The sequence below is a fragment of the Pseudomonas umsongensis genome, assembly GCF_012647205.1.
Taxonomy (GTDB): Bacteria; Pseudomonadota; Gammaproteobacteria; order Pseudomonadales; family Pseudomonadaceae; genus Aquipseudomonas; species Aquipseudomonas umsongensis.
Window position 1 is genome coordinate 5,329,670 of record NZ_CP051487.1, and the last position, 12,841, is coordinate 5,342,510.

The 12,841-nt window shown below is 61.4% G+C and carries 11 protein-coding genes; 1 reads left to right on the plus strand and 10 read right to left on the minus strand.

The genetic code is table 11. The features are described from left to right. Position 1: 1 nt before the first annotated feature. Positions 2–664: an HAD-IA family hydrolase gene (locus tag HGP31_RS23965; protein ID WP_020799931.1), complete on the minus strand. Its 663-nt coding sequence runs from the start codon at positions 662–664 to the stop codon at positions 2–4. After that, complete coding sequence (gene rluC, locus HGP31_RS23970) at positions 651–1,613, minus strand: 23S rRNA pseudouridine(955/2504/2580) synthase RluC (protein ID WP_033041019.1); 963 nt, start codon at positions 1,611–1,613, stop codon at positions 651–653. Before rluC ends, HGP31_RS23965 begins: the two co-directional genes overlap by 14 nt. A 702-nt stretch (positions 1,614–2,315) precedes the next feature. Between rluC and rne the strand changes: the two genes are divergently transcribed. Continuing rightward, positions 2,316–5,561: a ribonuclease E gene (gene rne / locus HGP31_RS23975; protein ID WP_168758796.1), complete on the plus strand. Its 3,246-nt coding sequence runs from the start codon at positions 2,316–2,318 to the stop codon at positions 5,559–5,561. A gap of 224 nt (positions 5,562–5,785) precedes the next feature. Here the strand turns inward: rne and HGP31_RS23980 are convergent, their stop codons facing one another. The 8 genes from HGP31_RS23980 to HGP31_RS24015 form a co-directional block, all read right to left on the minus strand. Beyond that, complete coding sequence (locus tag HGP31_RS23980) at positions 5,786–6,376, minus strand: nucleotidyltransferase family protein (protein ID WP_168758797.1); 591 nt, start codon at positions 6,374–6,376, stop codon at positions 5,786–5,788. Further along, the gene (locus tag HGP31_RS23985; protein ID WP_083349646.1) at positions 6,373–7,356 is read right to left on the minus strand and encodes an XdhC family protein; all 984 of its coding nucleotides are present in this window, start codon (positions 7,354–7,356) and stop codon (positions 6,373–6,375) included. The genes HGP31_RS23980 and HGP31_RS23985 overlap by 4 nt, the downstream gene beginning before the upstream one ends. Further along, positions 7,356–9,677, minus strand: a complete 2,322-nt coding sequence (locus HGP31_RS23990; protein WP_168758798.1) for a xanthine dehydrogenase family protein molybdopterin-binding subunit — start codon at positions 9,675–9,677, stop codon at positions 7,356–7,358. The genes HGP31_RS23985 and HGP31_RS23990 overlap by 1 nt, the downstream gene beginning before the upstream one ends. Next, positions 9,674–10,144, minus strand: coding sequence for a (2Fe-2S)-binding protein (locus HGP31_RS23995; protein WP_020799924.1), 471 nt, complete (start codon positions 10,142–10,144; stop codon positions 9,674–9,676). The genes HGP31_RS23990 and HGP31_RS23995 overlap by 4 nt, the downstream gene beginning before the upstream one ends. Before the next feature lie 248 nt (positions 10,145–10,392). Continuing rightward, on the minus strand, positions 10,393–11,412 hold the full coding sequence (murB, locus tag HGP31_RS24000; RefSeq protein ID WP_033044088.1) for a UDP-N-acetylmuramate dehydrogenase: 1,020 nt from the start codon (positions 11,410–11,412) through the stop codon (positions 10,393–10,395). Continuing rightward, positions 11,409–11,873: a low molecular weight protein-tyrosine-phosphatase gene (locus tag HGP31_RS24005; protein WP_020799922.1), complete on the minus strand. Its 465-nt coding sequence runs from the start codon at positions 11,871–11,873 to the stop codon at positions 11,409–11,411. The genes murB and HGP31_RS24005 overlap by 4 nt, the downstream gene beginning before the upstream one ends. Next, positions 11,873–12,637 (minus strand): 3-deoxy-manno-octulosonate cytidylyltransferase, encoded by a 765-nt coding sequence (gene kdsB / locus HGP31_RS24010; protein WP_020799921.1) that lies wholly within the window; start codon positions 12,635–12,637, stop codon positions 11,873–11,875. Before kdsB ends, HGP31_RS24005 begins: the two co-directional genes overlap by 1 nt. Further along, positions 12,634–12,819 carry a Trm112 family protein gene (locus HGP31_RS24015; RefSeq protein ID WP_003179363.1) on the minus strand — a complete coding sequence of 62 codons (186 nt, stop codon included), beginning with the start codon at positions 12,817–12,819 and terminating at the stop codon, positions 12,634–12,636. Before HGP31_RS24015 ends, kdsB begins: the two co-directional genes overlap by 4 nt. Positions 12,820–12,841: the final 22 nt, after the last annotated feature.

The following is a 12,841-nucleotide window of genomic DNA, read 5'->3' on the forward strand; positions in this document are numbered from 1 at the left end:
ATTAGGCCCGCTGACCCAGCCAGGCGTGCAATTGTGAAAAACGATCGATAGCCAGTCGTGGCTCGAACAGCTTCAGCGCTTCAATCGATTGCGCGCCGTAGCTGACCGCCACCGAATCCATGCCGGCATTGCGCGCCATCTGCAGATCGAAGGACGAGTCGCCAACCATCAGGGCCTGATCCGCACGCACATCACAATGCGCCAGTATCTGCTCAAGCATCAGCGGATGGGGCTTGCTGGCTGTCTCGTCGGCAGCCCGGGTGATATCGAAGTAATTTTCCCAACCGTGAGACTTCAGCACCCGATCCAGCCCGCGACGGGCCTTGCCCGTGGCCACGGCCAGGTGATAACCCTCGGCACGAAACGCCTCGAGCGACTCGACCACGCCCTCGAACAAGGGCGAAGGTACCGCCTCCGAGGCGATGTAGTGATCGGCATAGTGCTGACGAAACGCTACAAGTTCGGCATCGCCGATTTCCGGATACAGGGTACGAATCGCCTCCGGCAGACCGAGGCCGATGATGCCCTTGACCGCAAGATCATCGCACTGCTCGAACCCGGACCGCTGCGACGCCACGTGCATCGCCTCGACAATCCGACCAATGGAATCGGCCAGCGTGCCGTCCCAATCGAAAATCAGCAGCTTGTAATCAGATGGGTGCACTCAGGCGCTCCACGGTTTTAGCCCACATTTCGTCGACAGGCGCCTGCAATTTCAATTCGCCACCATCCGGCAACGGCACAGTCAGCATGTAGGCATGCAGGAACAGGCGCTTACCGCCCAGATCGCGAATTTCCTTGCTGAAACCTTCGTCACCATACTTGCTGTCGCCAGCGATGCAATGCCCGGCGTGCAAGGTGTGCACACGAATCTGGTGAGTCCGGCCAGTGATCGGCTTGGCTTCGATCAGGGTGGCAAAGTCACCGAAGCGGCGCAGGACCTTGAACACGGTCACGGACTCCTTGCCCTCCTCTTCGTCGACCTCGACCATGCGTTCGCCGGAGCGCAGGTTGCTCTTGCCCAACGCCGCACGAACCTGCTTGATCGAGCTCGCCCAGTTACCGCGCACCAGCGCCATGTAGCGCTTGTCGACGCCATCACCGCGCAATGCGGTGTGCAGGTGGCGCAACATGCTGCGCTTCTTGGCGATCATCAACAGGCCGGACGTATCACGGTCGAGACGGTGAACCAGCTCAAGCTCCTTGCAATCGGGGCGCAGCTGACGGAAGGCTTCGATCACCCCGAAAGTCAGGCCGCTACCACCGTGAACCGCAATGCCCGCGGGCTTGTTGATCACGATCAGGGCCTTGTCTTCAAAGACAATCGAGGCTTCCAGGCGCTGCAACAGCCCCTGGGCCAGCGGCACCGGCTCGTCGCGCTCAGGCACGCGAACCGGCGGCACGCGCACGATATCGCCCGCCTGCAGCTTGTATTCGGGCTTGATCCGACCCTTGTTCACTCGCACTTCGCCTTTACGCAAAATGCGGTAAATCAAGGTCTTGGGCACGCCTTTGAGCCGAGCGAGAAGGAAGTTATCAATACGTTGGCCGGCATATTCCGGCGAGACCTCAAGCAGTTGTACGCCTGGAGTCGGGGGGGTAGTCGTCGTCATGGCGCGGATGATAACAATTTTTTATGGAATTGAAGCACTTAATCATTGCTGCTATAGTCGCGAACGCCGCCAAAAGCGGCCTGGCCAGCGGACCAACGGTCAAAAACCGGCCCTGACCAACGCAATTCACCAGGACGCGAGGCCGTCCTACGGGGTTTTCGCTACGTAACGGTGGAGTTTGCAACTGTAACAAGCGCAGGTGACATGAGGCCTGAATCAAACCGCAAAGCAGAGTTTCCACTCGCTTTTCGAGCCAATATTCATGGCCAGTTCACAAAGTGCAGTCAGCTGCGGATGACCCCGAGCGAAACGCTTCGGAAACAACGCCTAAATTAGCCATGATGCGTGACCTCCCCTTTCGGAGCTCACGGTAAATGCCAACCCGCTGCGGATTCTGCGCGCGGCAGCACCCGAATTATCAGGGATACGTGTAGGGTGGAGATGCACAACCGCTGGCCTGTGTAGCAATAGGCTTTATCAAGACGCTTCATCTCGTCCACAGCCGCCGGTTGATTCCTCCTCCTGACTGAGTGCTTAAGTAGCCACAGCAAGCAGGACGCGTACGTCGCGACGAAGGCCCACATTGGCCGGACATCGCTGGACACGGGAATGGCCAACCACTCCCGACGCACCTGACACCGACCATGAGAAGTCGTGTGTGCCGAACGCCGTTTCCGGCAGCCCGGAAACCGACGGTACTACATGAAAAGAATGCTGATTAACGCAACTCAACCCGAAGAGTTGCGTGTTGCACTGGTAGATGGCCAGCGCCTCTACGACCTGGACATCGAATCCGGTGCACGCGAGCAGAAGAAGGCCAACATCTATAAAGGCCGGATTACTCGCATCGAACCAAGCCTGGAGGCTGCCTTTGTCGATTTCGGCTCTGAGCGCCACGGCTTCCTGCCCCTCAAAGAAATCTCCCGCGAATACTTCAAGAAAACCCCTGAAGGCCGCGTCAACATCAAGGACGTCCTGAGCGAAGGCCAGGAAGTCATCGTTCAGGTCGAAAAAGAAGAGCGTGGCAACAAGGGCGCCGCCCTGACCACGTTCATCAGCCTGGCCGGTCGTTACCTCGTGCTGATGCCGAACAACCCGCGTGCCGGCGGTATCTCCCGTCGCATCGAAGGCGAAGAGCGCAATGAATTGCGTGAAGCGCTGAACGGCCTGGTTGCCCCGGCCGACATGGGCCTGATCGTGCGCACTGCCGGCCTGGGTCGCAGCAGCGAAGAAATGCAGTGGGACCTCGACTACCTGCTGCAACTGTGGACCGCCATCAAAGAAGCTTCGCTGGATCGTTCCGCGCCTTTCCTGATCTACCAGGAAAGCAACGTGATCATCCGCGCGATCCGCGACTACCTGCGCCAGGACATCGGCGAAGTGCTGATCGACAGCGTTGAAGCCCAGGACGAAGCCCTGACCTTCATTCGCCAGGTGATGCCGCAGTACGCCAGCAAGATCAAGCTCTACGAAGACAGCGTTCCGCTGTTCAACCGCTTCCAGATCGAAAGCCAGATCGAAACCGCTTTCCAGCGCGTCGTCGAACTGCCTTCCGGCGGCTCCATCGTGATCGATCCGACCGAAGCCCTGGTGTCCATCGACATCAACTCGGCGCGCGCCACCAAAGGTAGCGACATCGAAGAGACCGCGCTGCAGACCAACCTTGAAGCCGCCGAAGAAATCGCCCGCCAGTTGCGCCTGCGCGACATCGGCGGCCTGATCGTCATCGACTTCATCGACATGACCCCGGCCAAGAACCAGCGTGCCGTGGAAGAGAAAGTCCGCGAATGCCTGGAAGCCGACCGCGCCCGCGTGCAAGTCGGTCGCATCTCGCGCTTCGGCCTGCTGGAAATGTCCCGTCAGCGCCTGCGCCCATCCCTGGGCGAAAGCAGCGGCATCGTTTGCCCGCGCTGCAACGGCACCGGCATCATCCGTGACGTTGAATCGCTGTCTTTGGCGATCCTGCGCCTGATCGAAGAAGAAGCCCTGAAAGACCGCACCGCCGAAGTTCGTGCACAAGTGCCGATCCCGGTGGCCGCGTTCCTGCTCAACGAAAAGCGTAACTCGATCACCAAGATCGAACTGCGTACCCGTGCCCGCATCGTCATCCTGCCGAACGATCACCTCGAAACGCCGCACTTCGAAGTTCAGCGCCTGCGTGATGACAGCCCGGAAGCGGCGATCAACCAGTCCAGCTACGAAATCGCCGCTGCCGCTGCCGAAGTGGAAGAAGTGCAGCCAGCTGCCGCGACCCGCACCCTGGTACGCCAGGAAGCCGCGGTCAAGACGGCTCCCGCCCGCGCCAACGCTCCGGTGCCGACCGAAGTCGTCGCCGCACCGGTTCCCGCACCTGTCGCCGCGCCAGAGCCAAGCCTTTTCAAAGGCCTGGTGAAGTCGTTGGTCAGCCTGTTCGCGTCCAAGGAAGAGCCTGTCGCTCCGACCGTGGTTGAGAAACCGGCTACCACCGAGCGTCCCGCACGCAGCAACGAGGAACAACGTCGTACCGGCCGCCAGCAGAGCCGCACCCGTAACGGTCGCCGCGATGAAGAGCGCAAGCCTCGTGAAGAGCGCGCGCCCCGCGAAGAACGCGCCCCACGCGAGCCGCGCGAAGAGCGCCAGCCACGCGAAGTACGTGAACCACGCGAAACCCGCGAAGAAACGCCAGTCGTAGCCCGCGAAGAACGTGCACCACGTGAAGAACGCGCTCCGCGCGCGCCACGTGAAGAGCGTACTCCGCGTGCCCCGCGCGAAGATCGCAAGCCACGTGGCGAGCGTGAGGAGCGTGTGCGTGAACTGCGCGAGCCGCTGGACGCTGTCGCTCCTGCTGCCGCTGCTGTCGCTGCCGCGACCACTGAAGAACGCCCGGCCCGCCCGCCACGCGAAGAACGCGCTCCACGCCCACCGCGTGAAGAACGTCAACCGCGTGCCGAGCAAGCGGCTGCCGTAGCCGAAGAAGAGCTGACCGGCAACGAAGAGCAACTGCAGGAAGAAGGTCAGGAAGGCGCCGAAGGCGATCGTCCACGCCGCCGTTCCCGTGGCCAGCGTCGTCGCAGCAACCGCCGCGAGCGTCAGCGTGATGCCAACGGCAACGTGATCGAAGGTTCGGATGAGTCCGAAGCCGGCGATAACACTGAAGCGCCAAGCACTGCTGACCTGGCCGCCGGCCTAGCTGTTACCGCAGCCGTTGCCAGCAGCGTGATCAGCGCTCCGGCCGAAGCACAGGCCAACGAGCAAGCCGAACGCGCCACCGCCGCCACACTGGAAACGGCCCCGGCCGAAGCGCCAGTGGTGGAAGCGACGACTCCGGTCGAAACCACAGCTTCGCCGGAAATCGAAGTGGCAGCAGCGCCAGAAGCACAGCCAGTGGTTGAAGCTGCAGCTGAGCCAGCCGTGGTTGCAGAACCGGTTGCCGACACCGTGACTGAAACCGTGACCGAGGCCGTTCGTGAAGTTCGCGAAGAGCAAACCGCGTTCAACTGGGTTGCCGAGCCAGCCGTAGCCGAAACCCCTGCTCCAGAGCCGGTTGCTGAAGCCGAGGTGGCGCAAGCGTTGGTCTCCGAGCCAGTGGTTGCCGCTGCCGAGCCAGCTCCAGTGGTTGAAGCGCCGGTTGTTGCCCCAACGCCTGCTCCAGTGGTTGAAGCCGCGCCAATCAGCGCCCTGACGCCAAGTGGCCGCGCACCGAACGACCCACGTGAAGTGCGTCGCCGCAAGCGTGAAGAAGAGCGTCTGCAGAAGGAAGCCGAACTGGCGGCCGCTGCTGCCCAGGTTGTTGCTGCCGAGCCAGCTCCGGTTGCCGCCGAAGTGGTCGAGGCATCTGCCCCGGTTGCCGAAGTCGCTGCCGAGCCGGTTGAGTCAGTGATTGCCGAAGCACCTCGCTCCGTTCAGGAAGCGGTTGAGCAACACGAGAAAGCCCAGGAAAAAGAGCACGAGCCTAAACCTCTCGTCTGATTCCCTCGGCCATTGAAAAGCCCCGCCCGGTGAACCCGGGCGGGGCTTTTTTTTTGGTTCTTCACACAACCCTGGGAAACAGGATCGTTTATACCTCTGTAGGAGCGAGCATGCTCGCGATGATCTCAAATGCACCGCGTGTATCCAGGTTCCCCGCGTCATCGTTGACGTCCATCGCGACGGTGCGACGATTCGACATGCTCGCTCCTACAGAGAATCTGCGATTATTTGAAGGTCAGCTTCTCAGGCACATCCACATCCCACAACACACCGGGGTCATCCACCCTCACTTCCACCACCCGTCCCTGAGCAAACAACCCCTTGGCGCCGCGATCGCCTGATAACGCCATCAATCCCGGAGCAAAACTGCGTCCAAAGCCCACCGGATGCCCGTACTCACCCTCCTGTACCGGCACGCTGACGCAGTCATCGGCTATCTGATCCACAACCCGTTCAATACTCGATGGCAGGATGAACGGCATATCTCCCAGCACCATCAGCCAACCATCAAGTTGAGCGCCTGCCGCCACCCCTGCCGCAATGCTGTCGCCCATTCCGGTCGTTTCGATCAGGACAATCTCACAGCCATAGGCCTTGCCCATGCGACTGACTTGCGGACGATCGGCCGTGGTCACCAGAAAGCGCTTATCCAGCGCGGAAGGTAGATTCACCAGGACTTGCTCGATGACCGATCGAACCGCGCCATCACGCCCCATGCAGTCAGCCAGCAGCTTGTCCTTGTCGTCGCCCGCGACTTGTCGGAAACGATTGCCCTGCCCCGCCGCCAACACGATCACCCCGATGGATTGACTCATACACCCTCCCGCAGCGGTTTCTTCTGCTTGAGCTCGATACCATTCTTGATCGCCACAATCTCTGCCATCAGCGACAAGGCGATTTCCGCCGGGCTGTGGCTGCCAATGTGCAAGCCGACCGGGCCGTGCAACCGCCCGATGGCCTGTTGCGACAGACCGAGCAGAGCCAGGTTGTCCCGGCGCTTTTGGCTGTTGACCCGGGAGCCGAGTGCGCCAACATAAAAGGCCCGGGAGTCGAGGGCCGTCAGCAAGGCCATATCATCCAGGCGCGGATCATGAGTCAGCGCAACGATAGCCGTGCGCTCGTCGGTCTGGATGTTCACCACCGCCTCATCGGGCATGCCCGAGACAAATCGACCGTGCTGTTCCTCCCAGCCGTAGACGAATTCGCTGCGCGGATCGCAAATCAGCACTTCAAAATCCAGCAGCCGCGCCATCTCGGCGACAAAGCGAGACAACTGCCCGGCGCCAATCAACAACAAGCGCCAACGCGGGCCATAAACGGCCCGCAGGGTCTGGCCATCGAAAGCCAGCACATCGGTCTTGGTGGCGGGCTGCAAAATGACTTCCCCGGTCGCGATATCCAGCGAACGCGCGACGATTTCATGGCCTTCGCAGCGCGCCAGCAACTCCGCGACCCACGCAGGATCGCCAACGCGCTCCTCGGTCAAACGCAAAGTGCCGCCGCAGGGCAAACCGAAGCGTGCCGCCTCCTCACGGGTGACGCCATAGGTGATCAGTTGCACCGGCGGTCCGTCGGCCGCAATGCGACCGTCATGCAAACGGGCAATCAGGTCGTCTTCGACACAACCACCGGACACCGAGCCAATCACCACGCCGTCCTCGCGCAATGCCAGCATTGCACCAGGTGCCCGGGGCGCAGTACCCCAGGTCTGCACGACGCTGTACAACATCACCCGCTGGCCAGCGCGACGCCATTCCAGCACGCTGCGCAGGACATTGAGATCGGCACTGTCCATCACACCTCGACCTTCTGCCAACCCTGCAATTGATAACGGACCGGCAGGCTGCGGATACGCTTGCCGGTGGCGGCGAAGATCGCATTGCACAGTGCCGGGGCAATCGGTGGCACACCCGGTTCACCGACACCGCCCAACGGCACGTTGCCCGGCGGCGTTACCAGGTGCACCGCGACCTCCCTGGGCGCCAGGGACATGCGCGCCACTTCGTACATGTGGAAGTTGTCCTGCTGGACCTTGCCATCCTTGAAGCTGATTTCGCCCAGCACCGCATTGCCCAGGCCCATGACGCAGGCACCTTCGAACTGCGAACGAATCCGCTCGGGGTTGATCTGCGGCCCGCAATCCACGGCAATGTCAGCTTTGTGCACGATCAAGGTGCCATCGTCCTTGACTTCGACTTCAATCACTGCCGCCACGTAGGTCACGAAACTGTAATGCACCGCCAGGCCCAAGCCTCGGCCCTTGGGCAACTCACGTCCCCAACCGGCGGCCTTCGCGGCAGTTTCCAGTACCGTGCGCAGGCGAGCGGTATCGATCGGATAACGCTCGGGCGATTCACCGTAGTTCCATTCTTCACTCAAGGTGCGCGGATCGATCTGGCGGTCCGGGCCGAGCAATCTGACCTGGTACTTGAGCGGGTCTTCTCCGGCCTTGTGCGCCAGTTCATCGATGAAGCTCTGAATCGCAAAACCGTGGGGTATGTTCGATACCGAGCGATACCAGCCAACCCGCGTATGGACGGTGGCCTCGGGGTTTTCCAGGCGAATGTTGGGAATTGCGTAGGCCATGTTGGTGAAGCCCATGCCCAGTTCGAAGGCGGCCTCATGGTTCATGCCCGGCGCGAACAACGCGGTAATGCTCGGCGCCACCGTGCGGTGCAGCCAGCCGGAGGGCAAGCCGTCCTTGTTCAGGCTGGCCTTGAGGTATTCGGCCGACACCGTGTGAAAATAGGAACAGTGAATATCGTCTTCACGGGTCCATTGCACCCGCACCGCCTTGCCGGGGAACTCCTTGGCCAGGATGGCCGCTTCGATAATGAAGTCAGGTTTGGACTTGCGCCCGAAGCCTCCGCCCAGCAACGTCACGTTGAAGGTGACTTTATCGAATGGCACGCCCAGGCGTTCGGCGATCCGCTCGCGGGTGACCTGTGGCGCCTGGCTTGGCCCCCAGGCTTGGCAAACACCGTCCTTGTAGCGAGCGATGGCAACCATCGGCTCCATTGGCGATTGTGACAGGTGCGGCAAATAGTAGGAGGCTTCCAGTGTGCTGGCGGCATTGGCCATGGCGTCGTCGATATTGCCGGTATTGCGCACCACTTTGCCCGGCTTGAGCGAAGCGGCCTCGAGCTCCTTGCGGTAGGCGATCGAGTCGTAGCTGGCGTTGGGGCCGTCGTCCCATTCGATTTTCAACGCCTCGCGACCCTTGATCGCCGCCCAGGTGTTATTGGCCACCACCGCGATGCCGCCCAGGGGTTGAAACTCCGAGGGCAGTGGACGGCTTTCAATCTGGATGACCTTGACCACTCCCGGCACTTTCATCGCAGCGCTGCCATCGAAGCTCTTGACCTTGCCGCCATATACCGCCGGCCGGGCAATGACGGCGAACAGCATGCCATCGAAATGCACGTCTGCGCCGTATACCGCGCGGCCGTTGACGATATCGTCGCCATCGATGGCCCTGGTGCCTTCCTTGCCGATGTAGCGAAACTCCGAGGGCTGCTTGAGTCGCAAGCTGTCCCGGGCCGGCACGGCCAAGGCGCCGGCTGCGGCGGCCAGAGCGCCATACTCCAGTTCGCGACCGGAAGGCTTATGGATGACTTTATGCAGCTGCGCATGGCATTCGCCAACCGGCACTTTCCACTGGTCGGCGGCGGCCTGTTCCAGCATGGTCCGGGCGGCGGCGCCACAGCGGCGCATCGGTTCGTACCAGTGACGCATGCTGCGCGAACCATCGGTGTCCTGGTTGCCGAACCGCACTTCATCGCCCGGCGCCTGTTGCACCTTGACCCGCGCCCAATCGGCTTCCAGCTCGTCGGCCACCACCATGGTCAGGCTGGTCCGTACGCCCTGGCCCATTTCCGAACGGTTGCAGACAACCGTCACCGTGCCATCAGTGGCGATGCTCACATAAACCTTGGGATCGTCGATCCAGCCATTGGGCATGCCATCGGCACCAAACTTTTTCTGCGCCTCTTCGGCAAACGCGTCTTGCCAGCCCCAACTCGCGGCAACCACCAGCGCACTGGTGGCGCCCACGCCCTTGAGGAAGCCCCGCCGACTGAGGTTGCTCAGGGCGAAATCATTCGGTAACCGGCTCATGCCTTGGCCTCCTTCAGGTGAGTGGATGCCTGGCGAATGGCGGTCTTGATACGGTTGTAGGTGCCGCAGCGGCAGATGTTGCCAACCATCGCCTCTTCGATCTGTTCATCGCTGGGGTCGGGATTGGTCTTGAGCAGCGCAGTGGCGGACATGATCTGCCCACCCTGGCAGTAACCGCATTGAGCCACGGCCGTATCGAGCCAGGCTTGCTGCACGACTTTGCCGACCGGGTCGGCGTGAAGGTTGTCGATGGTGGTGACATTCTGGCCGACGACCGAGCCAACCGGCGTGATGCAACTGCGCGCCGGAGCACCTTCAATATGAATCGTGCAGGCGCCGCAAAGGCCCATGCCACAGCCAAACTTGGTGCCGTTGTAACCGGCCACGTCGCGAATTGCCCAGAGCAAGGGCATATCCTCGGTGACATCGAGTGGATGGTCTTGACCGTTGAGTTTCAGGGTAATCATGGGCACGCCCGCATAGTTATAAAGGTCATGGGGTCGAGCAATCTGCCACCGGGAGGTCGGCGGTTGGCATAACGCAGATCTACTCAGGCTAATAGGGCTCTCTTATGCCGGACGGAGACGTCTGCACCGGGCCTTTGATGGAACAAATGCAATGTATCGTTAGCTCGCTAAGTTAACCCAGCATTAACAAAAAAGCCCTGCACTTTTCATCAGTGCAGGGCTTTGAAGTCCACCTTGAAAGCGTAGCCTCAATAGCGGTTCGGCTCCATTTCCAGGTCGACATGGAAACGTTCTGAAATGTCTTTCTGGATCCGCTGCGCCAGGTGCAGCAATTGCAGCCCCGTCGCACTGCCGTAATTGACCAGCACCAGTGCCTGCATTTTATGCACGCCTGCATCGGCATCGCGGAAGCCTTTCCACCCTGCCCGCTCGATCAACCAGCCGGCAGCCAGCTTCATCTGCCCGTCGGGTTGCGCGTAGGCCACCAGGTCCGGGTATTCACCCTTGAGCTGTGCGACCAGTGCCGCTGGGACCAAGGGGTTTTTGAAAAAGCTGCCGGCATTGCCGAGCACCGCCGGGTCCGGAAGCTTCTCGTTGCGAATGCTGCAAATGGCCTGACTGACGTCCGTGGCCGTCGGATGATCGATGCCCTGCTCGGTCAGGCGCTGACGTACAGGACCGTACTCCAGATGCAGGTGGGCGGTGCGATCGAGGGTGAAACGCACGCGCAGGATCAACCAGCGCCCAGGCTCCTGTTTGAACACGCTGTCGCGGTAAGCGAAGTTGCACTCTTGCAGACTGAAGTCGCGCAGTTCGCCGGTCTGGCGATCCAGGGCGGTCAGGCCGGCGAACACATCCTTGATTTCCACGCCATAGGCGCCGATGTTCTGCATGGGGGCCGCGCCAACGGTGCCAGGAATCAGGCTGAGGTTTTCCAGGCCTGACAAGCCCTGCACCAAGGTGTGTTGCACGAATGGATGCCAGGGCTCGCCCGCCTCGGCCTCGATCACGACTTTGCTGCCATCGTCGCTGATCACGCGTATTCCGCGGGTGGCCATGCGCAGTACCATCGACTCAATGTCAGCGGTCAGCAGCAAGTTGCTGCCACCGCCGATCACCAGCAAGGGCACCTGGTGTTCCCGCGCATAGGCCAGGGCCTCACGCACATCGGCGTCGCTATGGGCCTCGGCAAAAAGACGGGCCTGGACATCCACTCCAAAGCTGTTGAACGGCTTGAGCGAAACCTGGGATCGCAGTTGCAAACTCATAACCGTTCCTTCAGTTCGATCACCAGCAGGTCACTGGCGCGCTCGATCAAGTCCAGCACGTGCTCGAAGCCATGTTCACTGTCGTTGTACGGGTCCGGGACTTCCTCGACCTGCGACGGGTAGCGGCGCAGGAACAGGTCCAGCTCCGCCTTGCACTTGGGCGGTTGCAGATCCATGAGGTTGCGCAGGTTACTGTTGTCCATCGCCAGGATCAGGTCGTACGTGGCGAAATCGGCACGGGTGACCTGTTGGGCGCGTTGGGCGGACAAATCGTAACCACGGCGTTTTGCCGCCGCCTGGCTGCGCTTGTCCGGCGCGCTGCCCACGTGCCAGTCGCCGGTGCCGGCAGAGGCCACTTCGACTTGATCGGCCAGCCCCGCTTCACGCAGTTTATGCCGCAGAACGCCTTCGGCCGTGGGTGAACGACAGATATTGCCCAGACAGACAAACAGAACCCGCATCAGGCCTCCAGCAGGCGACGAACGCGCTCAAGGTCTTCAACGGTATCGACGCCGGCAGGCGGCGCGATCAGTGCATCGGCGACGTGGATCCGTACCCCGTGCCACAAGGCACGCAGTTGTTCCAGGCACTCGGTGTTTTCCAGCCAGCAAGGGCCCCAGCTGACGAAGTCATGCAGGAAACCGGCGCGGTAGGCATAGATGCCGATGTGGCGGCGATACGGCACGCCTTCGGGCATTTGCTCGAGGCTCTTGGCGAACGTGTCCCGTGCCCACGGCAACGTGGCGCGACTGAAGGTCAGCGCCAGGCCATTGAGGTCACTGACGACCTTGACCACGTTGGAGTTGAACAGGCTCTCCACGTCTTCGATCGGCTCGGCCAACGTGGCCATGCGCGCTTCGGTGTGGGCAGCCAGGTTGACGGCCACCTGGTCAATGACACTCGGCGGTATCAACGGCTCGTCACCCTGGACGTTAACCACGATCGCGTCTGGCGCCAGGCCCAGCTTTGCCGCGACTTCAGCCAGGCGATCGGTTCCGGAGTTGTGGTCTTCGCGAGTCATCACCACTTCGGCACCAAAACCTTCACAGGCCTGGGCGATGCGCGCATCGTCCGTGGCAACCACCACGCGCTCTGCGCTACTTTTGCACGCCTGTTCCCAAACGTGCTGGATCATCGGCTTGCCAGCGATCGACAGCAGCGGCTTGCCCGGCAAGCGGGTGGAGGCGTAGCGCGCAGGAATAACAACGGTAAAGGCTGAAGTCATTTATCCAGACGCTCGTCGGTGGTCAGGGTACGGGCTTCGGATTCGAGCATCACCGGGATGCCGTCGCGAATCGGGTACGCAAGGCCAGCGCCCTTGCTGATCAGCTCGGTCTTGTCAGCGCTGAGCTTGAGCGGACCTTTGCAGACCGGGCAAGCGAGGATATCGAGCAATTTGGTGTCCATGATCATTCCCTGGATAGAAACG

Bases quoted from the DNA above. Each gene is read 5' to 3' on its own strand.
- HGP31_RS24005 (WP_020799922.1), bottom strand. From the start codon at position 11,873: ATGCGGGTTCTGTTTGTCTGTCTGGGCAATATCTGTCGTTCACCCACG.
- HGP31_RS23995 (WP_020799924.1), bottom strand. From the start codon at position 10,144: ATGATTACCCTGAAACTCAACGGTCAAGACCATCCACTCGATGTCACC.
- murB (WP_033044088.1), bottom strand. From the start codon at position 11,412: ATGAGTTTGCAACTGCGATCCCAGGTTTCGCTCAAGCCGTTCAACAGC.
- kdsB (WP_020799921.1), bottom strand. From the start codon at position 12,637: ATGACTTCAGCCTTTACCGTTGTTATTCCTGCGCGCTACGCCTCCACC.
- HGP31_RS23980 (WP_168758797.1), bottom strand. From the start codon at position 6,376: ATGAGTCAATCCATCGGGGTGATCGTGTTGGCGGCGGGGCAGGGCAAT.
- HGP31_RS23985 (WP_083349646.1), bottom strand. From the start codon at position 7,356: ATGGACAGTGCCGATCTCAATGTCCTGCGCAGCGTGCTGGAATGGCGT.
- HGP31_RS24015 (WP_003179363.1), bottom strand. From the start codon at position 12,819: ATGGACACCAAATTGCTCGATATCCTCGCTTGCCCGGTCTGCAAAGGT.
- rluC (WP_033041019.1), bottom strand. From the start codon at position 1,613: ATGACGACGACTACCCCCCCGACTCCAGGCGTACAACTGCTTGAGGTC.
- HGP31_RS23990 (WP_168758798.1), bottom strand. From the start codon at position 9,677: ATGAGCCGGTTACCGAATGATTTCGCCCTGAGCAACCTCAGTCGGCGG.
- rne (WP_168758796.1), top strand. From the start codon at position 2,316: ATGAAAAGAATGCTGATTAACGCAACTCAACCCGAAGAGTTGCGTGTT.